Raw genomic sequence first — 23,003 nt, forward strand, 5'->3', positions numbered from 1 at the left:
CCACCGAGATCGCCATGGCCCGCCTGAAACTGGAATTCCCCGAAGAACTGTTCATCTACAGCACCAAGCTCACCGTCCGCGTCACCGACATCAACGGCGCCAACCACCTGGGCAACGACTCGATGATCTCGATGATCTCCGAGGCCCGCGCGCGCTTCCTGTTCGACTACGGCATCCGCGAGACCGGCATCATCGTCACCGACCTCGCCACCACCTACCGCGCCGAAGCCCACGCCCGCGACCAGTTGCTGTTCGAGGTCGGCGTCATGGATTTCAACAAGTACGGCGGCGACATCATCTTCCGCATCACCCGCCCGGCCGACGGAACCCTGGTGGCGATGGCCAAGTCCGGCTTCGTGTTCTTCGACTACAAGATCGGCAAGGTCGTGGAGATACCGACGGCATTCCGCGACACCTTCCCCAACGTCAACTGGATCGCCTGACGCTCCAGCAGGGCGCGCGCCATCCATCGGAGCGCCCCACGTTGGATCATTGCTGATCCCACCTCATCCGGCATCGCCCTGATCCGTCGGGGTTCTGTCACCTTGGCCCGCACCTTGCTCAGTAAAGGGCGGCGGTAGTCAACGGCGATTACCCAACCTACGACAAAGGCGTCGCATCCACACCCGCAGCTTGCGGTGGGTGGAGCGACGCCTTTTTCGTTTGCCCCGGCGCAGGGGCTCAGCAGGACCTTTCCCGAGCCCGGCGGCTGCCACGTGAGCGCCTGACCGGAGCCCTCAACCGTTGCTGATGAGGTGTTCGATGAACACGAGTTTCTGGAAAGCCGGCCATGCGCCGACCCTCTTCGCCGCCTTCCTGTATTTCGACCTGAGCTTCATGGTCTGGTACGTCCTCGGCCCGCTGGCCGTGCAGATCGCCACCGACCTGCAACTGACCACCCAACAGCGTGCGCTGATGGTCGCCACGCCAATCCTCTCCGGCGCCATCCTGCGCTTCCTGATGGGCCTGCTGGCCGATCGCTGGTCACCCAAGGCCGCGGGCATCCTCGGTCAGATCATCGTCATCTGCGCGCTGTTCGGCGCCTGGCAGCTGGGCATCCACAGCCTGGAGCAGGCGATGATCCTCGGCGTGCTGCTGGGCATGGCCGGCGCCTCGTTCGCCGTGGCGCTGCCACTGGCCTCGCAGTGGTACCCGCCGCAGCACCAGGGCAAGGCCATGGGCATCGCCGGCGCGGGCAACTCCGGCACGGTGCTGACGGCCCTGTTCGCCCCGGCCATCGCTGCCGCCTTCGGCTGGCAGAACGTTTTCGGCTTCGCGCTGATCCCGCTGCTGGCCACCCTGCTGGTGTTCGCCCTGCTCGCCCGCAACGCCCCGGAGCGGCCGCCGGTCAAGTCTCTGGCGGATTACCTGAAGGCCCTGGGCGACCGTGACAGCTGGTGGTTCATGTTCTTCTACAGTGTGACCTTCGGCGGCTTCCTCGGCCTGGCCAGCACCCTGCCCGGCTACTTCCACGACCAGTACGAGCTGGACCCGGTGAAAGCCGGCTACTACACCGCCGCCTGCGTCTTCGCCGGCAGCCTGATGCGCCCGCTGGGCGGTGCCCTGGCCGATCGCATCGGCGGCATCCGCAGCCTGCTGGTGATGTACACCGTCGCCGCTATCTGCATCGCCGCCGTGGGCTTCCACCTGCCCAGCGCAGTGGCCGCGCTCAGCCTCTTCGTGGTGGCCATGCTCAGCCTGGGCGCGGGCAACGGAGCGGTATTCCAGTTGGTGCCGCAACGCTTCCGCCAGACCATCGGCGTGATGACCGGTCTGATCGGCATGGCCGGCGGCATCGGCGGCTTCTGCCTGACGGCCGGCCTGGGTGCGATCAAGCAGGCCACCGGTGACTACCAGATCGGCCTCTGGCTGTTCGCCAGCCTCGGCGTACTGGCCTGGTTCGGCCTGCACGCGGTGAAGGCTCGCTGGCGTACCACCTGGGGCAGCGCGGCCGTTACCGCGGCGCGGGTCTGAACGATGCGCCCTTGTAGGAGCGAGCTAGCTCGCGAACCGCTTGCTGCGGAGGTCACCGAGGAAGGCGTTCGCGAGGCCGACTCTGTTCCCGACAATATTCGGCATTCCCCACTTCCCTGTGGGTCACAAGCTCGCTCCTGCAATGAGCTGCGCCTGAGCTTCGCCCAGGCCAGCGCCACCGGCCCGCGCGCCGAGAACCAGGACGCCCTGCGGGTGGTCACCCCGCCCGCCGGACTGGCCGCCAGCAAGGGGCACCTGTTCGCCATCGCCGACGGCGTCAGCCAGTGCGCCGACGGCGGCCTGGCCGCGCGCCTGACCCTGCAGGCGCTGGCCGCCGACTACTACGCCACTCCCGAGACCTGGGCCGTCGCCCAGGCCCTCGACCGCCTGCTGATCTCGCAGAACCGCTGGCTGCAGGCCAACGGCGGCGGCCAGCCGCTGCTCACCACCCTCACCGCGCTGGTCCTGCGGGGCCGGCGATTCACCCTTGCCCATGTCGGCGATTGCCGCCTGTACCGCTGGCACGCAGGCGTTCTGGATTGCCTGACCCAGGATCACGTCTGGGAACAACCCGGCATGCAACACGTGCTCAAGCGCGCACTGGGCCTCGACCAACACCTGGTGGTGGACTACCGCGACGGCGAACTGGAAGCCGGGCAACGCTTCCTGCTGGTCAGCGACGGCATCTGGGCCGCCCTGGGCGACGGTGCCATCCAGCGCCTGCTGGAGGACGCACAGAGCCTGCAAGCCTGCGTCGACGCACTGGTCAGCGCCGCCCACCTGGCCGGCAGCCAGGACAACGCCAGCGCCCTGCTGCTGCAGGTGGACGAACTGCCGCCCGCGAGCCTCGGCGACGCCCTTGCCCAACTCGTCCACTGGCCAGCGTCGCCCTCGCTCAGAGACGGCCAGGAATTCGAGGGCTGGCAGGTTGAAGGCAAGCTGGCCCAGTCCCGCCAGTCGCTGATCTACCGCGTGCGCGACCGGCAGAATCGTCCCTGGCTGCTCAAGACCTTGCCGCCAGCGCTGCGCGATTCTCCGGAAGCCGCCCAGTCGCTGCTGCTGGAGGAATGGTTTCTGCGTCGCGTGCAAGGCCGCTACTTCCCCGAACTGCACAGCCTGCCGCAGCGCCAGCACCTCTATTACGTGATGCGTGAGTATCCGGGGCAAACGCTGGACGAGCAGTTGAAACTCAACGGCCCGCTGAACCTGCCCGACTGGCTGGACCTCGCCCAGCGCCTGCTACGTGGCCTGGGCCAACTGCACAGGCGCAACATCCTGCACCGCGACATCAAGCCGGAAAACCTGCATTGGGCCGACGACGGCGAACTGCGCCTGCTGGACTTCGGCCTCGCCTACTGCCCCGGATTGTCGCAGGAAGACCCGCACGACCTGCCCGGCACCCCGAGCTACCTGGCGCCGGAATCCTTCCAGGGCGCGCCGCCGGATGCGCGCCAGGACCTCTACGCCGCCGGTGTCACGCTGTATCGACTGCTCTGCGGCCAATACCCCTATGGCGAGATCGAAGCCTTCCAGCATCCGCGTTTCGGCACGCCCGCACCGGCCAGCCGCTATCGCCCGGATATACCGGCCTGGCTCGACGACTGGCTGGCAAAGCTGACCGCCGCCCAGCCGCAGCAGCGCTTCGAGACCGCCGAGGAATGCCTGCTCGCCCTGGAACAAGGCGAACGGCAGGCACCAGCGCGTCCGCGCCCCCTGCTGGAGCGCGAGCCGCTGAGAGTCTGGCGCGGCGTTGCCCTCGCCTCCCTGGCGATCAACCTGGGGTTGCTGCTCTGGTTGTTGCACCAGGGCTAAGGGCGCACCAGTTCGGCCCAGAACGCATCACCGCAGTGCAGCAAAAACGACGATTCTCCGGGCGATCTACCTGAAAGCCCCGGAAACCGGAGATCGAGCAAGTTGGCACAGCCCCTGCAATAACCGTTTCAACAATCTACAAAAGCGCGTCCCTCAACGAAGAGGCTCGCACTTCCCGATCGAACGGGACTTGGACAAAGGCGTCCTCGCTGGGTAACCGGCGGGACGCCTTTTTTGTTTTCCGTGATTTTTCCGTGACGCGGAGCCCTGACATGAAAAAGCTCAAGCTCGTACTGATCGGCAACGGCATGGCCGGCGTACGCACCCTCGAAGAACTGCTGAAGATCGCGCCCGACCTCTACGACATCACCGTGTTCGGCGCCGAGCCCCACCCCAACTACAACCGCATCCTGCTCTCCCCCGTGCTGGCCGGCGAGCAGGCCTTCGAGGACATCGTCCTCAACGACCTCAACTGGTACAGCGAGAACGGCATCCGCCTGCTGCTCAACCGCAAGGTCACCCGCATCGACCGCCATCGTCGCAAGGTGTACGCCGAAGATGGCACCGAGGCCGAGTACGACCGCCTGCTGATCGCCACCGGCTCCAACCCCTTCATCCTGCCGGTGCCGGGCAGCCGCCTGCAGGGCGTGATCGGCTACCGCGACATCGCCGACACCCAGACCATGATCGACACCGCCGGCACCCGTAGCCACGCGGTGGTCATCGGCGGCGGCCTGCTCGGCCTGGAGGCGGCCAACGGCCTCAAGCAACGCGGCATGGACGTCACCGTGGTGCACCTCTCCGACTGGCTGCTGGAGCGCCAGCTGGACCGCACCGCCGGCAAGCTGCTGCAGGAAGCGCTGGAATCGCGCGGCATCCACTTCCGCCTGAACACCCACACCGAAGAGCTGATCGACGACGGCAGCGGCCGCGTCTGCGCCATCCGCTTCAAGGACGGCGAAGTGATCGCCGCTGACCTGGTGGTGATGGCCGCCGGCATCCGCCCCAACACCGAACTGGCGGAAAAGACCGGCCTGCCCTGCAACCGCGGCATCCTGGTGAACGACACCCTGCAGACCTACGACCCGCGCATCTACGCCCTGGGCGAATGCGCCAGCCACCGCGGCATCGCCTACGGCCTGGTGGCGCCGTTGTTCGAGCAGGCCAAGGTCTGCGCCAACCACCTGGCCATGCTCGGTTTCGCCCGCTACCAGGGCTCGGTGATCTCCACCAAGCTCAAGGTCACCGGCATCGACCTGTTCTCCGCCGGTGAATTCATGGGCGGCGAAGGCACCGAGACCATCACCCTCTCCGACCCCATCGGCGGCATGTACAAGAAACTGGTGATCAAGGACGACGTGCTGGTCGGCGCCTGCCTCTACGGCGATACCGCCGACGGCGGCTGGTATTTCCGGCAGATCCGCGAGAACCACAACGTCGCGCAGATCCGCGACCACCTGATGTTCGGCGAAAGCAGTCTGGGCGACGTCGGCCACCAGGGCCAAAGCAGCGCGGCGAGCATGCCCGACAGCGCCGAAGTCTGCGGCTGCAACGGCGTGTGCAAAGGCACCATCGTCAAGGCGATCCAGGAGAACGGCCTGTTCAGCGTCGACGAGGTGAAGAAGCACACCAAGGCCGCCAGTTCCTGCGGCTCCTGCGCAGGGCTGGTCGAACAGATCCTCATCAGTACCGTGGGCGGCGCGGCGGACGTGAAGCCCAAGAGCGAGAAAGCCATTTGCGGCTGCAGCGACCTCAACCACGGCCAGGTACGCCAGGCGATCCGCGACCATCACCTGATCAGCCTGAGCGCCGCCATGCGCTTCATGGAGTGGCGCACTCCGGACGGCTGCGCCACCTGCCGCCCGGCACTCAACTACTACCTGATCTCCACCTGGCCGGGAGAGGCGAAGGATGACCCGCAGTCGCGCCTGATCAACGAACGCGCCCACGCCAACATCCAGAAGGACGGCACCTACTCGGTGGTCCCGCGCATGTGGGGCGGCGTGACCAACGCCGCCGAACTGCGGCGCATCGCCGACGTCGCCGACAAGTACCAGGTGCCCATGGTCAAGGTTACTGGCGGCCAGCGCATCGACCTGCTGGGCATCAAAAAGGATGACCTGCCGGCAATCTGGAAGGAGTTGGACATGCCCTCCGGCCATGCCTACGGCAAATCCATCCGCACCGTGAAGACCTGCGTGGGCAGCGAGTTCTGCCGCTTCGGCACGCAGAATTCGACCCAGTTGGGCATCGACCTGGAGCACGACCTGTTCAACATGTGGTCGCCGCACAAGGTCAAGCTGGCGGTCTCCGGCTGCCCGCGCAACTGTGCCGAGGCCGGCATCAAGGACATCGGCATCATCGGCGTGGATTCGGGCTGGGAGCTGTACATCGGCGGCAACGGCGGAATCAAGACCGAGGTGGCGGAGTTCTTCGTCAAGCTCAAGACCGCCGACGAGGTGCGCGAGTACAGCGGCGCCTTCCTCCAACTCTACCGCGAGGAAGCCTTCTACCTGGAGCGCACCGTGCACTACCTGCAACGGGTCGGCATGCAGCACATCAGGAAGGCCGTGCTCGACGACGCGGAGAACCGCCAGGCGCTCAATGCACGCCTGCAATTCTCCCTGTCGCTGGAGCAGGACCCGTGGCAGGAGCGCATCGCCCAGCAACCGCTGAAGAAGGAATTCGAACGGATTCCGCTAAAGCAGCTGGAGCCCGCCTGAGTGCCCGCCGGGCCCCACCATCGGGGCCCTTACTACCCGATTGCCGGAGACACCCCATGAACTGGTTCGACATCTGCGCCCTGGACGACATCAACCCGCTGGGCTCGCGCGTCATCGCCGGCCCCCAGGGCGACATCGCGATCTTCCGCACCTCTGACGACGAAGTCTTCGCCCTCGATGACCGCTGCCCGCACAAGGGCGGCCCTTTGTCCCAGGGACTGATCTACGGCAAGCGCGTGGCCTGCCCCCTGCACAACTGGCAGATAGAGCTGGCCAGCGGTGAAGCCGTGGCTCCCGACCAGGGCTGCGCCCATCGCCACGAGGCGAAGGTCGAGGATGGCCGCGTGCTGCTGGCCCTGCGCGGCAACCTCGCCCACTGCGCGTGATTTCCCGTGCTTCTGATTCAGAGCGAGGCTGCGCCATGACCAACAACCGTCGCACCACCGCATCTACCTGCTGTTACTGCGGCGTAGGTTGCGGCGTACTGATCGAACACGACGACGAGCGCATCCTGGGCGTACAGGGCGACCCGCAGCATCCAGCCAACTTCGGCCGCCTGTGCAGCAAAGGCTCGACCCTGCACCTCACCGGCGATGAAGATGCCCGCGCGCAGTTCCCCGAGCTGCGCCTGGGCAAGGGCCTGGCTCGTAGCCGTACAGACTGGGATACGGCGCTGGAACACGCCGCTGGCGTTTTCGCCGAAACCATCCGCGAGTACGGGCCGGATAGCGTGGCCTTCTATGTGTCCGGCCAGTTGCTCACCGAGGACTACTACGCCTTCAACAAGCTGGCCCGCGCCCTGATCGGCACCAACAATATCGATAGTAACTCGCGCCTGTGCATGTCCTCGGCGGTGGTCGGCTACAAGCGCAGCCTCGGCGCAGACGCCCCGCCCTGTAGCTACGAGGACATCGAACTGGCCGACTGCGTGATGATCGCCGGCAGCAACATGGCCTACGCCCACCCGGTGCTGTTCCGCCGCCTGGAAGAAGCCCGCGCGCGACGCCCGGAAATGAAGCTGATCGTCATCGACCCGCGCATCACCGACACCACGGAGGCGGCCGATCTGCACCTGGCGATCCTGCCCGGCACCGACGTCGCGCTGTTCCACGGCATTCTGCACATCCTGCTCTGGGAAGGCTGGATCGACCGCGCCTTCATCGACACCCACACCGAGGGCCTGGATGAGCTGAAAGCACTGGTGCGCGACTACGGCCCGCTGGCCGTGGCGGAAATCTGCGGCATCGCCGTGGGCGACCTGCAACGTGCCGCGCAGTGGATCGGCCAGGCGCCCGCCTTCCTCTCGCTCTGGTGCATGGGGCTCAACCAGTCCAGCGCCGGCAGCGCCAAGAACAGCGCGCTGATCAATCTGCACCTGGCTACCGGGCAAATCGGCCGCCCCGGCGCCGGCCCCTTCTCCCTTACCGGCCAGCCCAACGCCATGGGTGGCCGCGAAACGGGCAGCCTGTCCAACCTCCTGCCCGGCCACCGCGAAGCCGCGAATGCCGAGCACCGCGCGGAAGTCGCCGCTTACTGGGGCGTCGAAAAGCTCCCGGAGAATCCCGGCCTGAGCGCCATCGAACTCTTCGATGCGGTCCGCGACGGCCGCATCAAGGCCCTGTGGATCGCCTGCACCAACCCGGCCCAATCTCTGCCGGACCAGACCCACGTGCGCGAAGCCCTGGCCGCCTGCCCCTTCATCATCGTCCAGGAAGCCTTCACCAGCAGCGAGACCTGCCAGTACGCCGACCTGCTGCTGCCGGCCGCCAGTTGGGGCGAGAAGGAAGGCACGGTGACCAACTCCGAACGCCGCATCAGCCACGTGCGCCCGGCCGTTCCCGCCATCGGTGAGGCCCGGGCGGACTGGAGCATCGTCTGCGATTTCGCCCGCCGCCTGGAGCAACACCTGCGTCCCGGCGAGCCCAGCCTGTTCGATTTCACATCGCCGTCCGCGCTATTCGACGAATACAAGCTGCTGACCGGTAAGCGCGACCTAGACCTTTCCGGCATCGACTACGCGCTGCTGGACACCCATGGTCCGCAGCAGTGGCCCTTCCGCCCCGGCGCGCTGCTCGGCACCGAGCGCCTGTATGGCGACGGACAGTTCCCCACCATCAATGGGCGCGCCCGGCTGATTGCCGAACCCTATCGCGCACCGAAGGAGAAGCGCGATGCGCGCTATCCGCTGATCCTCAACACCGGCCGCTTGCGCGATCAGTGGCACGGCATGACCCGCACCGGCACAGCGCCGCAGTTGTTCGGCCATGTAGAAGAAGCCGTACTCAGTCTCCATCCGGACGAACTGCGCCGCCGACGCCTTAGCGACGGCCAACTGGTGCGTTTGCACAGCCGCCGCGGTGAACTGGTGCTGCCGGTGCAGGCCGACGAGCGTTTGCGCCCCGGCCAGGCCTTCCTGCCCATGCACTGGGGCGACCGCTATCTCAAGGGGCTCGGCATCAACGTCCTGACCCTGCCTGCCGTGGACCCGCTATCACGCCAACCCGAACTGAAGCACGCCACGGTCGAGGTCAGTCGAATCGAATTGCCCTGGCAGTTCTTCGCCCTGGTGGAAGGCGAGGTGCAGAAGCGCTTCGATGCCTTGCGCCCGCTGTTCGAAGACCTGCGCTACGCCAGCTTCAGCCCCACCGGCCGCGAGCGACCGGCACTGGTGATCCGCGCTGCGCACGTCGAGGCACCCAGCGCGGAGTGGCTGGCCCGCATCGATACTCTGCTCGGCCTGTCCGATGGCCCGGTCATGGCCTACGACGACCCGCGCCGCACCGTCGGCAAACGCGTGCGTATCGAACAATCGCGAATTGTCTCGCTGCGCCTGGCCGGCGAAACCGCCGCCCGCGCCTGGCTGCGCGAATTGTGGAAAGAAGGCCGCGCCGACCAGGAGCTGCGCCGCTGGCTGCTCGCCCCGCTCAGCGCCGCCCCTGGCAATGCTGGGGCGGCCGCGGATAAGACATTGTGCAACTGCCTGAACGTCAGCCAACGCCGCATACAAGCCGGCATTGACCAGGGCCTGGACCTGGAAGGCCTCAAATGCGAACTCAAGTGCGGGACCGCCTGCGGCTCCTGCGTACCGGAAATCAAGCGCCTGCTGGCCCGCAAGCCGCTGGCGGCGACCGCCTGAAGCGAGCCGCGAAGAAGGCAGCCTGAGGGAAACGACATGAGTGGAAAAGTCTGGCTGATCGGCGCCGGTCCCGGCGACCCGGATCTGCTGACCCTGAAGGCCGTCCGCGCCATGGCCCAGGCCGAGGTGGTGCTGATCGACGACCTGGTGAATCCCGCCGTGCTGGAGCACTGCTCGTCCGCGCGGGTAATTTCCGTCGGCAAGCGCGGCGGCTGCCGCTCCACACCACAGGACTTCATCCACCGCCTGATGCTGCGCTACGCAAGGCAGGGTCGCCGCGTGGCGCGCCTGAAAGGCGGCGACCCGTGCATCTTTGGCCGTGGCGGCGAAGAGGCAGACTGGCTCAAGGCAAGGGGAATCGAATGCGAACTGATCAATGGCATCACCGCCGGACTGGCAGCCGCTACCCAATGCGGCATTTCCGTGACGCTACGCGGCGTCAGCCGTGGAGTGACCCTGGTGACCGCCCACACCCAGGACGATAGTCCGCTGAATTGGCGAGCCCTGGCCGAAGGCGGGACGACCCTGGTGGTGTACATGGGTGTGGCGAAACTGGCGGAAATCCGCGACGGGCTGATCGAAGGCGGCATGGCTGCCTGCACACCAGTGGCGATGATCGAGAACGCATCCCTGCCCGCCCAACGCGAATACCGCAGCCAGTTGGGCGACATGCTGGAAGACGCCCAGCACTTCGCCCTGAAGAGCCCGGCAATCCTGGTGGTCGGCGAAGTCGCAGCCGCTGCGCAGCAGGCAACACTAGCCCGTAGCGCCTGAGCCTCACTTTCCTGCAGGCAAAGAAAAACCCGGCCTAGGCCGGGTTTTTCTCAGGAGCTCGGACCGATTACTGCTTGGCCTGGGCTTCTACTTCGGCTTCTACGCGGCGGTTAACAGCGCGGCCTTCGGCAGTTGCGTTGTCAGCAACCGGACGGGACTCACCGTAACCAACAGCGTTTACGCGGCCGCCTTCAACACCGTACTCGTTGACCAGTACGTCACGAACGGCGTTGGCACGACGCTCGGACAGTTTCTGGTTGTAGGCGTCGGTGCCGACGGAGTCGGTGTGGCCTTCAACGGTGGTGGAGGTGGACGGGTACTGCTTCATGAAGTCAGCCAGGTTTTTGATGTCAGCGTAGCTGTTCTCTTTAACCTTGGACTTGTCGAAGTCGAACTTCACGTCCAGCTGAACGCGAACGACTTCAGCCACAGCCGGGCAGCCGTTGGCGTCAACGGTGACGTTGGCCGGGGTGTTCGGGCACTTGTCGACGTTGTCGCAGACGCCGTCGTTGTCGGAGTCGGAGCAGACTTCAGCAACCGGCTCGGGAGCCGGGGCCGGCTTGGCGCCGCCACCGAAGTTCATACCAACGCCCAGGCCTGCCATCCACTCGCCCTGGTGACCGTTGTCACGCTTCTCCAGGCCGTACTGACCGTCGAGGCTGGCTTTGGCGTAGAAGTTTTCGGTGAAGTAGTACTTCAGACCGGTGCCGATCATGGCCATGGTCAGGTTCTGACGGCCACCGTTGTCGGAGTTGATGTTGGTCAGGCTCTGGTGGCCAACGCCGGCGGAAACGTACGGACGCAGGTTGCCAGCACCCGGAGTGCCGAAGTGGTAGATGGCGTCCAGAGTGCTCAGGTTGCCATGGACCTTCTTGTTGCCGGTCTCGTAGGTGCCACGTACGTCGTGGTACTCACCGTAGGACAGAGCCAGCTCGACGTCGTCGGTCAGGAAGTAGCCGACCGAGCCGCCGTACAGGTCGGCGTTCTTCATGTTGCGGGTGCTGTCGGTGAAGTAGCGCTTGCCGAAAGCTTCGACTTCGACGGCGCCCTGGCCTTGAGCGAACGCGTTGACAGCGGCGGTGGCGATCAGCGAGCCAACTACGACGCCTAAGGTGTTCTTCAGTTTCATCCGTTAAATCCCCATCTTGGTGGTCAATAAGTTGTCCAACCATAGGCCGTACAACTTGGGTGGCAAGTTTATCAGAACTTCCCAAACAGAGAGACAATATTTCCCCGACTAAGATTCCGTCACATTGGAAAACTTTTCTCTCATTCGATCGAGTGCACGCTTGTAGCGCATTTTCGTGGCGCTAAGCCCCATGTGCATGATATCGGCGATCTCCTGGAACTCCAGTTCAGCTACAAATCGAAGGACTAGGATTTCCCGATCAATGGGATTGACATGAACTAGCCAGCGGTCTAGCCCACCCCGTTCTTCGACTTTCGGAGACTTCTCTTCAGATGCCTCCTCGACTGGATCCAGACTCAGCGCATCGAGCAATCTGCGTTTGCGCCGCTCCTTCCGATACTGGGTTATGCACTCGTTGTAAGTGATGCTGTACAGCCAGGTCTTGAACTTCGATTTGCCCTCGAAGTTCTTCAGACCATACAACACCTTGAGCATGACCTCTTGACACACATCATCGGCGTCCCGGTCGTTGCCCAGGTAGCGCGCACAGACGTTGAACAGCGTGCGCTGGTAGCGGCGCATCAGCTCTTCATAGGCCCGTGTCACGTGGTAAAGCTCCTCGTGAGAACGCTCCACCAGCTCCTCATCGGTGAGCTGGCGCGGGTCATAGCGCAAGGACAATGATTGCGGCTTGTTCAAGTCGGGTCGGGCCAGGTCAAGTCAGCGTCCGGCGCGGCTTTCGGGAAGCCGGACCGGCAATCGGTCATCATCTTCAGCGACTGGTCACACGCTGATCGAGCAGGATGCGGTTGGCGATCGACACCAGCTCACCCTCGTCTGTCAGCAGAATAGTCTTGATGGTACCAATTTCCTCGATGATGCCTTCGACATCCGCCACTTTCACCTGTTGTCCGACCTGATACAGCTCACGCACGTAGATCCCCGCGATAATCTGCCCCGCCACTTCGCGACTGCCCAGGCCCAGCGCCAGCGCAGCGGCCAGACCGATGGTGATCAGCACGATGGCGATGATGTAGTTCAACAGGTCGGTCTTCACCTCGAGCTGGCCGATGGCGACCGAGATGCTGATGATGATGACCAGCCACTGAGCGACACGACCCAGGCCGTTGGAGTATTCGAGGCCGACGCCATCGGCAGCGCCACGCACCAGGCTGTTGGCCAGTTGGGCGAGCAGGATGCCGACGATCAGCACCAGTGCTGCGCCGAACACCTTGGGCAGGTACAGCGCGAGCATGTCCAGGGTCGCCGAGACACGCTGCAGGCCCAGGGACTCCGCGGCAGAGACGAGGAACACCAGCAGCACGAACCAGTAGATGATCTTGCCGATCAGGGTCGAAACCGGCACCTGGATCCCGGCGCGCGACAGCAGCTTGGTCAGGCCGGTACCTGCCATCAGGCGGTCGAGGCCGAGCTTGGCGAGCAACTTGGAAAGCAGCGCGTCCAGCAGCTTGGCGACGACGAAGCCGAGCAGCACGATCACCAGTGCGGCGAGCAGGTTCGGGATGAACCCGGCCAGCTTGCCCCACAGGGTGTTCATCGCGGTGAGCAGGCTTTGCGTCCAGATGTCGAATTGCATGTTCAGTCGGCCTTGTCAGCGGAAGGGGCGGAATTCTGCGCGTGGCGCGAGACGGGTGCAAGGTGTGCGGCGCCACTGCTCACGCCGATGGAAAGGGCCTGGAACCAGTGCCCAATCAGGCTGAACAGATCGCCCGCGCCCACCTGGCGGTTGGCGGTCTTGAGCACGCGGTCCAGGCGCGAATCGTCGCCCGGCTGTTCCGGGGGCATTCGCAGCAGATCGCGCAAGGATTCTTCAAATGGGTCGTGCATACGCACCTCGCCTGTGTGAGGTGCTTGACGCCCCCACCACCTCGAAAGTCACACCTAGAGCCAACGCAGGCGGCGGAAGATCCACCATTGGAATGTCGCCAGACCACCGATCAACAGGCAGGCGGCGACGAACCCATAAGGCGCATCCGCACCCGGAATGCCGCCGACGTTGATGCCCAGAAGCCCGGTCACGAAGCTCATGGGCAGGAAAAAGCCGGTGATGATACCAAGCAGGTACATGGTGCGGTTCATTCGCTCGGTAATTCGACGATGTTCGGCTTCCTGGATCAGGCTGATGCGCTCTCGGACAAGCTCCAGCTCTTCCAGGTTGCGGGTCAGGCGGTTGTACAACTCGTTCCAGTAATCGGCGTCGTCGGCGACCGTCCAGGACAGCTTGAACTTGACCATCTGCGAGTAGATCTCCCGCTGGGGCGCGAGATATCGCCGCAGGCCTGCGGCACGTCGACGCAGGGTGCGCAACTGATGCTGATCGGGAATGCTGCGCTCGTCCTCCTCGATGGCTTCTTCCATGGCGTCAAGCTGGTCGGCCAGGCCGCCGATCAGGGTATCCACGCGATCGGTGAGGTAATGGGCCAGGTAGAGGACGACTTCCGACGCGGTCTTGGGGCCGCGCCCCGCATCCAGGTCGGCGCGCAGGTCAGCCACGGCCTTGAGCGGACGCAAGCGCAGGGAAATCACGCGTTGCGACTCGGCATAGACCCGCAGCGAGACCATGTCCTCCGGGACCGCACCGGGATTCAGGTTCACCCCGCGCAGGAACAGCAGCAGGCGCTCGCCGCCCAGGTCCACCAGGCGCGGTCGTGTTGCCTCCTCCAGCAGCAGGTCGCAGGCGAACTCGTTAAGCCCGCTGGACTCGCGCAACCAGGCCTGGGCTTCGGGCACACCGCGATCCCAGTGCACCCAGAGGCTTTCCTCGGGCTTGAGGTCCAGCAGCGGCAATTCGCTACGGGTGATCCGCCGACCGCCACCATGGCCATCCAGCACGAAGCCGTCGATCAACCCGCGCTCCGTGCCGCTTTCGTACTGCTGCATGCCCTCTCCCCTCGCTCCAGATCGTGTGAACGCAGCCCCATGAAAAATGCCGGAAGCTTCCGCTCCCGGCATTGACTCGAAACCTTGTGGGAAGGTTCGAATTATTCCGGCATTTTCAACGCCTTAGGCGAAACGATGATGCCGTTGTTGTCGGCATAGACGAACTCGCCAGGGCGGAAGGTGATGCCGCCGAAGGTCACGGCGACGTTCAGGTCGCCGATGCCGCGCTTGTCGGTCTTCATCGGGTGGCTGGCCAGTGCCTGCACGCCCAGGTCGGTCTGCGCGATCACGTCGACGTCACGGATGCAGCCGTACACCACGATGCCTTCCCAGCCGCTCTTGGCGGCTTTCTCGGCGAGCATGTCGCCCAGCAGCGCGCGACGCAGCGAGCCGCCGCCATCCACCACGAGCACCTTGCCCTTGCCATCCTTCTCGACCTGCTCCTTGACCAGCGAGTTGTCCTCGAAGCACTTGATGGTGACGATCTCGCCACCGAAGGAGTCCCGCCCGCCGAAGTTGCTGAACATCGGCTCGACGACCTGGACCAGCTCCGGGTAGGCATCGCACAGATCGGGGGTGACGTAATGCATGGAGACGCTCCTCTTGATGAAATCCGCCAGGGTTTCAGGCCTGGATGTGACCGAAAGCCGCAATGGCGTCACAGTCTACTCCCTGCCACGCCAAGCTCAAGCCTGCGCCAGAGCGCCCTGCCCCGCTGGCAGGCAACCGTGCTCCAGCCAATGCTGCAGCTGTGGCCAGACTTCGCGCTGGGCGCCCTTGCTGATCAGCATGTCAACGTGGCCGAAATCCTCGGAGAAGCCTTGACGACGCCCCAGGTGCAGATATTCACGCACCTCGGAGCCAAACTGCTCCAGTAGCTTGCGGCAGGCCCAGGCCGGGTCCTGGATGTCGCCATCGGAGCCGACCGCCAGAACGGGCACGGAGACTTTCTGCAGCCCGGCCCACCAGTCATTGCCCTTCTCGCCGAAACGGCCGAACAGGCTGTACCAGTGCAGGGCCTCCAGCGCCAGGCCCAGCGGCTCGTCCTCCGGCCCACGCTTGAGTCGGGCCCCGGACAGGCCGCCCATGCGCTTGAGCAGGAACCGCCCGCTCCACGCCACCGGGGGCAACTTCAGCGGCCAGTAGGTGCGGCTGACCTGGCTGCCGCAAAGCGCCGCACTGGCCGCTTGCTGATCACCCAGGTAACCACCACCCAGGGCGGCGGCGAGGGTCACGCCGCCCAGGGAGTGGCCGAGCCAATGCGGCACCTGGCCACTCTGCTCGACCACGAAATTGGCGATGGCCGGCAGGTCGAAGCGCGCGTAGTCGGCGACCCGGTTACGGTCGTAGTCCTCGTTGCGCGGCGACAGGCCGTGGCCACGCATTTCCGCGATCCACACGTCGAAGCCGGCACGCGCCAGGTGGGCACCCAGCCCGATGCCCTTGGGCGAGAACCAGAAGCGCCGATTGGAGAAACTGCCATGCAGCAGAATCACCGGTACGCCTCGACGCCCGTCTGGAAGGCCGAGACGGGTGACCGCCAGCTCGACGCTGGAGTCAGGGCTGTTATTGGGCTTGAGGCGGTAGACGTCCTCGGTGAGGTCGCCACGCAGTTCGGCGCTCACGAGCGCGACGGGAAAGAGTTGACTGCTGCTTTGCATGGAATCTATTGCACAAAAAAGGGCGGGTGAAATCACCCGCCCTTCTCAGGATGGTAAGGGAAACGTCAAGCCTGGCCTTCGGCGAGGAAGAACCAGGTATCGAGGACCGAGTCGGGGTTCAGCGACACGCTCTCGATGCCCTGCTCCATCAGCCACTTGGCGAGGTCCGGATGGTCCGACGGGCCCTGGCCGCAGATGCCGATGTACTTGCCGGCGCGGTTGCACGCCTGGATGGCGTTGGACAGCAGCTTCTTCACCGCCGGGTTACGCTCGTCGAACAGGTGCGCAACGATGCCCGAGTCACGGTCCAGGCCCAGGGTCAGCTGGGTCAGGTCGTTGGAGCCGATGGAGAAGCCGTCGAAGAACTCGAGGAACTCGTCGGCCAGCAGGGCGTTGGACGGCAGTTCGCACATCATGATGACGCGCAGGCCGTTCTCACCACGCTTGAGACCGTTGGTGGCCAGCAGATCGACGACCTGGGAGGCTTCGCCCAGGGTGCGCACGAACGGCACCATCAGCTCGACGTTGGTCAGGCCCATTTCGTTGCGGACCTTCTTCATCGCACGGCATTCGAGCTCGAAGCAGTCACGGAAGGATTCGCTGATGTAGCGCGAGGCGCCACGGAAGCCGAGCATCGGGTTCTCTTCTTCCGGCTCGTAGAGCTTGCCGCCGATCAGGTTGGCGTATTCGTTGGACTTGAAATCCGACAGACGCACGATGACTTTCTTCGGCCAGAAGGCAGCGGCCAGGGTGCTGACTCCCTCGACCAGCTTCTCGACGTAGAAGCCGACCGGATCGTCGTAACCGGCGATGCGCTTCTCGACGCTTTCCTTGATGTCCGCAGGCAGGCTGGCGAAGTTCAGCAGCGCCTTGGGGTGCACGCCGATCATGCGGTTGATGATGAACTCCAGACGAGCCAGGCCCACGCCTTCGTTCGGCAGCTGGGCGAAGTCGAAGGCGCGATCGGGGTTGCCGACGTTCATCATGATCTTGAACGGCAGGTCGGGCATGGCATCGACCGAGTTCTGACGAACGTCAAAGCCCAGCTCGCCCTCGTAGATCAGGCCGGTATCGCCTTCCGCGCAGGACACGGTCACACGCTGGCCATCCTTCAGCGCCTGGGTGGCGTTACCGCAGCCGACGACAGCCGGGATACCCAGTTCACGGGCGATGATCGCAGCGTGGCAGGTACGGCCGCCACGGTTGGTGACAATGGCGCTGGCGCGCTTCATCACGGGTTCCCAGTCCGGGTCGGTCATGTCGGAGACCAGCACGTCGCCCGGCTGGACCTTGTCCATCTCCGAGACGTCGTGGATCACCTTCACCGGACCGGCGCCGATGCGCTGGCCGATGGCGCGGCCTTCGACCAGGACCTTGCCTTTTTCCTTGAGCAGGTAGCGCTCCATCACGTTGGCGCTGGAACGGCTCTTCACGGTTTCCGGACGGGCCTGCACGATGTACAGCTTGCCGTCGTCACCGTCCTTGGCCCACTCGATGTCCATCGGACGCTCGTAGTGCTTCTCGATGATCAGGGCCTGCTTGGCCAGTTCGGTCACTTCGGCGTCGGACAGGGCGAAGCGGGCGCGATCGGCCTTCTCCACATCGACCACCTTGACCGATTTACCGGCCTTGGCTTCGTCACCGTAGATCATCTTGATGGCCTTGCTGCCCAGGTTGCGGCGCAGGATGGCCGGCCGGCCGGCTTCCAGGGTCGGCTTGTGGACGTAGAACTCGTCGGGGTTCACCGCGCCTTGCACCACGGTCTCGCCGAGGCCGTAGGCACCAGTGATGAACACCACGTCACGGAAACCGGATTCGGTATCCAGGGTGAACATCACCCCGGCGGTGCCGGTTTCCGAACGAACCATGCGCTGCACGCCGGCGGACAGGGCGACCAGCTTGTGGTCGAAGCCCTGGTGGACGCGGTAGGCGATGGCACGGTCGTTGAAGAGGGAGGCAAATACTTCCTTGGCCGCGCGGATCACGTTGTCCACGCCGCGGATGTTCAGGAAGGTTTCCTGCTGGCCGGCGAAGGATGCATCCGGCAGGTCTTCGGCGGTGGCGGAGGAACGCACGGCAACGGCCATGTTGTCATTGCTGCCGGCCATCTCGGCAAAGGCCTTGCGGATCTCGGCATCGAGGCGCTCGGGGAACTCGGCGTCCATCACCCACTGGCGGATCTGCGCGCCGGTCTTGGCCAGGGCGTTGACGTCATCCACGTCCAGGGCATCGAGCGCCGCGTGGATGCGATCGTTCAGGCCACTCTGCTCGAGGAAGTCACGGTAGGCCTGGGCGGTAGTGGCAAAGCCACCCGGTACGGAAACGCCGGCACCGGCGAGGTTGCTGATCATTTCGCCCAGGGATGCGTTCTTGCCCCCCACATGTTCGACATCGTGGACGCCGAGCTTATCGAGGGAAACTACGTACTCTACCAAGGTGATCTCTCCACTAAGTGTTGGAAAAGGTCATACGAGTCGGAGCGGCCCCACCCTTCTGGCCGGAGCCGGAAAAATGGGTGAGAATGCCCCGGCAAAGGGCCTTGCAAACGTGGGGCCTATCATAACCAGGATTCGATCCTACCTAATAAGGCCCGCAGCGCACATGAAACGAACTGCATTCTTCATTTCCGACGGCACCGGCATCACTGCCGAAACCCTCGGCCAGAGCCTTCTGGCGCAGTTCGAGAACATCAACTTCACCAAACTGACGCGACCTTACATCGATACCGAAGAAAAAGCGCGCGTCATGGTACAGCAAATCAATCGGGCTGCGGAGGCAGACGGGGCAAGACCGATCATCTTCGATACCATCGTCAATCGTGAGATCCGTTCGGTCTTGGCGCAATCCAACGGTTTCATGATTGACATCTTCTCGACCTTTTTGTCCCCGCTCGAGCAAGAATTATCCTCAGACTCGTCGTATTCCGTCGGAAAATCCCACAGCATCGGCCATAACCCGCATTACATGGAGCGGATCGATGCGGTGAACTTCGCCCTCGACAACGACGACGGCGCCCGCACCCACTACTACGACAAGGCCGACCTGATCCTGGTCGGCGTCTCGCGTTGCGGCAAGACGCCCACCTGCCTCTATATGGCCCTGCAATACGGCATCCGTGCGGCCAACTACCCGCTGACCGAAGAGGACATGGAGCGCCTGCAGCTGCCCAATGCGCTCAAGCCCTACAAGCACAAGCTGTTCGGCCTGACCATCGACCCGGACCGACTCACCGCCATCCGCCACGAACGCAAGCCCAACAGCCGCTACGCCAGCTTCGCCCAGTGCGAGTTCGAAGTTCGCGAGGTGGAGAACCTGTTCCGCCGCGAGAACATCGCCTACATCAATTCCACACATTTCTCGGTGGAGGAAATCTCCGCGAAGATCCTGGTGGAAAAAGGTGTCGAGCGCCGCCTGAAGTAATCCCTCCGAGACTCATCGCCTCTCCGCTCGACGGCCGGTCATACCGGCCGTTGATCTTTCGGCAGCTTCTCGCCGCTGCGCCTATCATTCTCCAGACCCACGAATTACCCGTGACCTATGTCATGGGGCGGGCATTCCACTGCAACGGCACAGGAGAGCGCCATGCGAGAATGTCAGTACCTGGTTCTGGTCGTTTTGCTGGCGCTGTCGGGTTGCGATTCGGATAAACCACCCAAAGCCAAGGCGGCCAACCCGAGCCCACCAGCCAACACTCAGCCCACCGCCGTGCCAGCGCCGCCCCCGGCCCAGGCTGCTGCGCCCGCGCCACCAGCCACCGCCCCTGCCCCTGCAGAGCAACAGTCCCAGGCCGTATTCACCCCTGAGCAACTGGACCAGATGCTCGCGCCCCTCGCGCTGTATCCCGACTCTCTGCTGGCGCAGGTGCTGATGGCGACCACCTATCCTGGCAATGTGGCCGACGCGGCAGCATGGTCGAAGGCGAACCCCAAAGTCAGTGGCGACGACGCCGTAAAGCAGGTGGCAAATCAGCCATGGGACCCCAGCGTCCAGTCGCTGGTTGCCTTCCCGCTGGTACTGGCGACGCTGGGACAGGACCCGGTCTGGGTACAGCGGGTCGGCGATGCCTTCCTGGCCCAGCCTGATGCGGTGATGGACGCCATCCAGCGCCTGCGTCGCCAGGCCCAGGCCGCCGGCAACCTGCAGTCGAATGAGCAGCAGACCGTCACCGTTAAACCGGCGTCGCCGGCTCCCGCTCAGCCCGCGCCCAGCGGTGGTACCGCGGTTGTGCAGCAATCGGCGCCGGCGCAAACCATCATCATCGAGCCGGCCGATCCGCAGGTGGTCTACGTCCCCAGCTACAACCCGACGCAGGTCTACGGCACCTGGGCCTATCCGTCGAGCCCACCGGTCTACTACCCGCCTCCGCCCGAATACCCGGTAGCCACTGCACTGGCGACCGGCCTGGCATTTGGCGCTGGCGTCGCCATCGTCGGCTCGCTCTGGGGCGACTGCGACTGGGACGACCACGAGATCGACGTCGACGTGGAGCATTACAACAACTTCAACAGCAACCGGAACGTCAACGTCAACCGCGACTTCAACAGCAACCGCACCGTCAACGGCAATCGCACCGCCTGGCGCCATGACCCGACCTACCGCAACGGCGTGCCCTATCGCGATACCCGCAGCCGCGAGCAGTACAACCGCCGGCTTGCCGGTGGCGAGCAGCGCGAGGCCATGCGCGGCTTCGACTCGGCCAAGGCGCAGGAGCGCTCTCGCGCGCGGGAAAGCCTGGCCCAGCGGGGAGTCGCACCGCCTGCGAACAATCAGCAGGCACGTGAGCGCGCCCAGGCTGCGACCCGCGATCTGCGCGACAACCCGCAGGCCCTCCAGCGTGCCCAGCAGGCCAACCGCGAACCGCGTGACGTCAACCAGGCCCGCCAGCGCGCGGAGAACGTGGCACAGAGCCGCAACGCACAATCCCAGCAGCGACCGAGGGCGCAGAACAACCAGAAAATTCGTGAACAGGCCCGTCAGCAGCACGCCCGTACCCAGGCTCCCCGCAACAACGCCTTCGCCGGCGCCAACAATCCGCGGCAGACCCGCGAGCTCGCCAACCGCGGGCAAGTCAGCCGCGCCGCTGCCAGCCGCCCGCAGGCGGCGCGCGCCGGGCATGCCGTACAACGACCTGCCCGCGCGCCTCGTGGCGGCGGACGCCGATAGGAGACGAGTCATGCATATCGCATCGCGCCTGCTGGCGCTCGCCCTCCTGGGTGCGTTGCCCGGCCTCCTGCTGGCGCAGGAGTCCTTCCCCACCCCGGAAGCCGCCGCCGACGCTTTCATCGCTGCACTCGGCACCGAAAAAGCCGATCCGGAGCGCCTCGCTGCCCTGCTCGGCAATGACTGGCACAACTACATCCCCACCGAAGGTATCGACCGCGACGAGGTGGACGCCTTCCTCGCGCACTATCGGGACAAGCACGAAATCCACAAGGACAACGCGAGGCGCGCGCATCTGGTGGTGGGCAACGATCCCTGGACGCTGCCCCTGCCCATCGAGCAGGAGAAAAAAGGCTGGGCATTCAACGCCAAGGCCGGCGGCGAGGAAATCCGCATCCGCCGCATCGGTCGCAACGAGGAGTCGACCCTGGAAGCCGTGCAGGCCTACCACGATGCGCAGATGGACTTCGCCGAGGTCGACCGCAACGGTGACGGCATCCTGGAATACGCACAGAAATTCGTCAGCAGCGACGGATACCACGATGGCCTGTACTGGCCCGAGGAAGAAGGCGGCGAGGAGAGCCCGCTCGGCCCGCTGTTCGGCGACGAACTGCCCGGTGACGGCTGGCACGGCTACCACTACCGCATCCTCACCGCCCAGGGGCCATCGGCACCGGGTGGCGCCTACGACTATAAGATCGGCGGCAGGATGACTCGCGGCTTTGCCCTGATCGCCTGGCCGGTGAAGTACGGCGACAGCGGTGTCATGAGCTTCATGATCAGCCACGACGGCGAGATTTTCTCGAAGAACCTCGGCCCGGAGAGCGGCAAGATCGCCATGAAGATGAGCCGCTTCGACCCGGACAGCAGTTGGACCGAAGTCACTGCGCAAGAAGAAAAACCCTGACGCCCTGAACCCGTCCGGCCTTCCTGCGGTCGGACGGGACGGGGAAAGTCTGCCACTCGCCTCGCTGTTCGGCAGGTACGCGCCGGCCTGTCATTAGCCTGAAACAAATACCCTGCCAAGGCGCCAACCGACTGTCGCCAGCGAAAAACCACATGATAGAATTCGCCGCGCTATTGCCTGGCGTCACCAGGTCCCGCCGGCCGGCATGCCGGCCACAGCCATATGGGGTGACGACCGGGGCGTTTCTTTTCAAGGCTTTGCGGCCACTCACTCATCAAGGCCCATGAGACTCAAGCCCACTGCCCTGCTCCTCTTCCTGAGCATCTTTCTGCTTCCCGGCATCAGCGCCGCTGCCGGCAAGACCGTCTATGGCCTGAACGAATACGCACGGATCAACGACCTGGACATCGAACTGGCCGCCAAGCTCGATACCGGCGCCAAGACCGCCTCCCTCAGCGCCCGCGATATCAAGCGCTTCAAGCGCGACGGCGAGACCTGGGTGCGCTTCTACCTGGCCACCGACACCGCCGACAGCCAGCCCATCGAGAAACCCCTGGCGCGCATCAGCAAGATCAAGCGCCGCCACGGCGACTACGACCCTGACGAAGGCAAGGCCTATACCGCGCGCCCGGTGATCGAACTGGAGCTGTGCATGGGCAAGGCCCTGCGCACCATCGAAGTGAACCTTACCGACCGCAGCGCCTTCCAATACCCGCTTCTGATCGGCTCCGACGCGCTAAAGCGTTTCGGCGCCCTGGTCGACCCGAGCCTGAAATACGCTGCCGGCAAGCCCGGCTGCCAACCCGTAGCGAAACCTGCCGAGTAA

19 protein-coding genes are annotated in these 23,003 nt (G+C 64.6%); 11 read left to right on the forward strand and 8 right to left on the reverse strand.

Annotated features, from left to right (window positions below; all coding sequences use genetic code 11):
• The first annotated feature begins 14 nt into the window (after nucleotides 1–14).
• The 7 genes from PNI01S_RS21885 to cobA all read left to right on the forward strand — a co-directional run bounded on the left by PNI01S_RS21885 (nucleotide 15) and on the right by cobA (nucleotide 10,419).
• The gene (locus PNI01S_RS21885; protein ID WP_024765720.1) at nucleotides 15–443 is read left to right on the forward strand and encodes a thioesterase family protein; all 429 of its coding nucleotides are present in this window, start codon (nucleotides 15–17) and stop codon (nucleotides 441–443) included.
• A gap of 319 nt (nucleotides 444–762) precedes the next feature.
• Entirely contained in the window at nucleotides 763–1,974 is a 1,212-nt protein-coding gene (locus PNI01S_RS21890; protein WP_084359106.1) for a nitrate/nitrite transporter, read from the forward strand.
• Nucleotides 1,975–2,121: 147 nt separating this feature from the next.
• Nucleotides 2,122–3,786 carry a bifunctional protein-serine/threonine kinase/phosphatase gene (locus tag PNI01S_RS21895; protein WP_084359178.1) on the forward strand — a complete coding sequence of 555 codons (1,665 nt, stop codon included), beginning with the start codon at nucleotides 2,122–2,124 and terminating at the stop codon, nucleotides 3,784–3,786.
• A 272-nt stretch (nucleotides 3,787–4,058) separates the two neighbouring features.
• Nucleotides 4,059–6,509, forward strand: coding sequence for a nitrite reductase large subunit NirB (nirB, locus tag PNI01S_RS21900; RefSeq protein WP_084359108.1), 2,451 nt, complete (start codon nucleotides 4,059–4,061; stop codon nucleotides 6,507–6,509).
• A 56-nt stretch (nucleotides 6,510–6,565) separates the two neighbouring features.
• Complete coding sequence (gene nirD / locus PNI01S_RS21905) at nucleotides 6,566–6,895, forward strand: nitrite reductase small subunit NirD (protein WP_084359110.1); 330 nt, start codon at nucleotides 6,566–6,568, stop codon at nucleotides 6,893–6,895.
• A gap of 35 nt (nucleotides 6,896–6,930) precedes the next feature.
• Nucleotides 6,931–9,645 (forward strand): nitrate reductase, encoded by a 2,715-nt coding sequence (locus PNI01S_RS21910; protein ID WP_084359112.1) that lies wholly within the window; start codon nucleotides 6,931–6,933, stop codon nucleotides 9,643–9,645.
• A gap of 36 nt (nucleotides 9,646–9,681) precedes the next feature.
• A complete protein-coding gene (cobA, locus tag PNI01S_RS21915; RefSeq protein WP_024765717.1) occupies nucleotides 9,682–10,419 on the forward strand; it encodes a uroporphyrinogen-III C-methyltransferase in 738 nt (245 codons plus the stop codon).
• Nucleotides 10,420–10,486: 67 nt separating this feature from the next.
• Here the strand turns inward: cobA and PNI01S_RS21920 are convergent, their stop codons facing one another.
• The 8 genes from PNI01S_RS21920 to ppsA form a co-directional block, all read right to left on the reverse strand.
• A complete protein-coding gene (locus tag PNI01S_RS21920; RefSeq protein WP_024765716.1) occupies nucleotides 10,487–11,548 on the reverse strand; it encodes an OmpA family protein in 1,062 nt (353 codons plus the stop codon).
• A gap of 108 nt (nucleotides 11,549–11,656) precedes the next feature.
• The gene (gene sigX, locus PNI01S_RS21925) at nucleotides 11,657–12,247 is read right to left on the reverse strand and encodes an RNA polymerase sigma factor SigX (protein ID WP_024765715.1); all 591 of its coding nucleotides are present in this window, start codon (nucleotides 12,245–12,247) and stop codon (nucleotides 11,657–11,659) included.
• 73 nt (nucleotides 12,248–12,320) lie between these two features.
• Complete coding sequence (locus tag PNI01S_RS21930; protein ID WP_024765714.1) at nucleotides 12,321–13,145, reverse strand: mechanosensitive ion channel family protein; 825 nt, start codon at nucleotides 13,143–13,145, stop codon at nucleotides 12,321–12,323.
• Between the two features lie 2 nt (nucleotides 13,146–13,147).
• Nucleotides 13,148–13,396, reverse strand: coding sequence for a hypothetical protein (locus PNI01S_RS21935; RefSeq protein ID WP_024765713.1), 249 nt, complete (start codon nucleotides 13,394–13,396; stop codon nucleotides 13,148–13,150).
• A gap of 54 nt (nucleotides 13,397–13,450) precedes the next feature.
• Complete coding sequence (cmaX, locus tag PNI01S_RS21940; protein WP_024765712.1) at nucleotides 13,451–14,449, reverse strand: divalent cation transporter CmaX; 999 nt, start codon at nucleotides 14,447–14,449, stop codon at nucleotides 13,451–13,453.
• 101 nt (nucleotides 14,450–14,550) lie between these two features.
• Nucleotides 14,551–15,039 carry a ribonuclease E activity regulator RraA gene (rraA, locus tag PNI01S_RS21945; RefSeq protein ID WP_024765711.1) on the reverse strand — a complete coding sequence of 163 codons (489 nt, stop codon included), beginning with the start codon at nucleotides 15,037–15,039 and terminating at the stop codon, nucleotides 14,551–14,553.
• Nucleotides 15,040–15,135: 96 nt separating this feature from the next.
• Nucleotides 15,136–16,110 (reverse strand): alpha/beta fold hydrolase, encoded by a 975-nt coding sequence (locus tag PNI01S_RS21950; RefSeq protein WP_065084149.1) that lies wholly within the window; start codon nucleotides 16,108–16,110, stop codon nucleotides 15,136–15,138.
• A gap of 65 nt (nucleotides 16,111–16,175) precedes the next feature.
• A complete protein-coding gene (gene ppsA, locus PNI01S_RS21955; RefSeq protein ID WP_038803688.1) occupies nucleotides 16,176–18,545 on the reverse strand; it encodes a phosphoenolpyruvate synthase in 2,370 nt (789 codons plus the stop codon).
• Nucleotides 18,546–18,711: 166 nt separating this feature from the next.
• Between ppsA and ppsR the strand changes: the two genes are divergently transcribed.
• The 4 genes from ppsR to rloA all read left to right on the forward strand — a co-directional run bounded on the left by ppsR (nucleotide 18,712) and on the right by rloA (nucleotide 23,003).
• Nucleotides 18,712–19,530, forward strand: a complete 819-nt coding sequence (ppsR, locus tag PNI01S_RS21960; protein WP_017516884.1) for a posphoenolpyruvate synthetase regulatory kinase/phosphorylase PpsR — start codon at nucleotides 18,712–18,714, stop codon at nucleotides 19,528–19,530.
• 162 nt (nucleotides 19,531–19,692) lie between these two features.
• A complete protein-coding gene (locus PNI01S_RS21965) occupies nucleotides 19,693–21,273 on the forward strand; it encodes a DUF3300 domain-containing protein (protein ID WP_065084148.1) in 1,581 nt (526 codons plus the stop codon).
• 10 nt (nucleotides 21,274–21,283) lie between these two features.
• The gene (locus tag PNI01S_RS21970) at nucleotides 21,284–22,177 is read left to right on the forward strand and encodes a DUF2950 domain-containing protein (RefSeq protein WP_084359114.1); all 894 of its coding nucleotides are present in this window, start codon (nucleotides 21,284–21,286) and stop codon (nucleotides 22,175–22,177) included.
• Between the two features lie 283 nt (nucleotides 22,178–22,460).
• Entirely contained in the window at nucleotides 22,461–23,003 is a 543-nt protein-coding gene (rloA, locus tag PNI01S_RS21975; RefSeq protein ID WP_024765709.1) for a retropepsin-like aspartic peptidase RloA, read from the forward strand.

This window comes from Pseudomonas nitroreducens NBRC 12694 (assembly GCF_002091755.1).
GTDB lineage: Bacteria > Pseudomonadota > Gammaproteobacteria > Pseudomonadales > Pseudomonadaceae > Pseudomonas > Pseudomonas nitroreducens.

Coding starts and splice junctions, on each gene's coding strand:
- PNI01S_RS21885 (WP_024765720.1), top strand. CDS start 15: ATGGCCCGCCTGAAACTGGAATTCCCCGAAGAACTGTTCATCTACAGC.
- PNI01S_RS21890 (WP_084359106.1), top strand. CDS start 763: ATGAACACGAGTTTCTGGAAAGCCGGCCATGCGCCGACCCTCTTCGCC.
- nirB (WP_084359108.1), top strand. CDS start 4,059: ATGAAAAAGCTCAAGCTCGTACTGATCGGCAACGGCATGGCCGGCGTA.
- nirD (WP_084359110.1), top strand. CDS start 6,566: ATGAACTGGTTCGACATCTGCGCCCTGGACGACATCAACCCGCTGGGC.
- PNI01S_RS21910 (WP_084359112.1), top strand. CDS start 6,931: ATGACCAACAACCGTCGCACCACCGCATCTACCTGCTGTTACTGCGGC.
- cobA (WP_024765717.1), top strand. CDS start 9,682: ATGAGTGGAAAAGTCTGGCTGATCGGCGCCGGTCCCGGCGACCCGGAT.
- PNI01S_RS21920 (WP_024765716.1), bottom strand. CDS start 11,548: ATGAAACTGAAGAACACCTTAGGCGTCGTAGTTGGCTCGCTGATCGCC.
- PNI01S_RS21930 (WP_024765714.1), bottom strand. CDS start 13,145: ATGCAATTCGACATCTGGACGCAAAGCCTGCTCACCGCGATGAACACC.
- PNI01S_RS21935 (WP_024765713.1), bottom strand. CDS start 13,396: ATGCACGACCCATTTGAAGAATCCTTGCGCGATCTGCTGCGAATGCCC.
- cmaX (WP_024765712.1), bottom strand. CDS start 14,449: ATGCAGCAGTACGAAAGCGGCACGGAGCGCGGGTTGATCGACGGCTTC.
- rraA (WP_024765711.1), bottom strand. CDS start 15,039: ATGCATTACGTCACCCCCGATCTGTGCGATGCCTACCCGGAGCTGGTC.
- PNI01S_RS21950 (WP_065084149.1), bottom strand. CDS start 16,110: ATGCAAAGCAGCAGTCAACTCTTTCCCGTCGCGCTCGTGAGCGCCGAA.
- ppsR (WP_017516884.1), top strand. CDS start 18,712: ATGAAACGAACTGCATTCTTCATTTCCGACGGCACCGGCATCACTGCC.
- PNI01S_RS21965 (WP_065084148.1), top strand. CDS start 19,693: ATGCGAGAATGTCAGTACCTGGTTCTGGTCGTTTTGCTGGCGCTGTCG.
- PNI01S_RS21970 (WP_084359114.1), top strand. CDS start 21,284: ATGCATATCGCATCGCGCCTGCTGGCGCTCGCCCTCCTGGGTGCGTTG.
- rloA (WP_024765709.1), top strand. CDS start 22,461: ATGAGACTCAAGCCCACTGCCCTGCTCCTCTTCCTGAGCATCTTTCTG.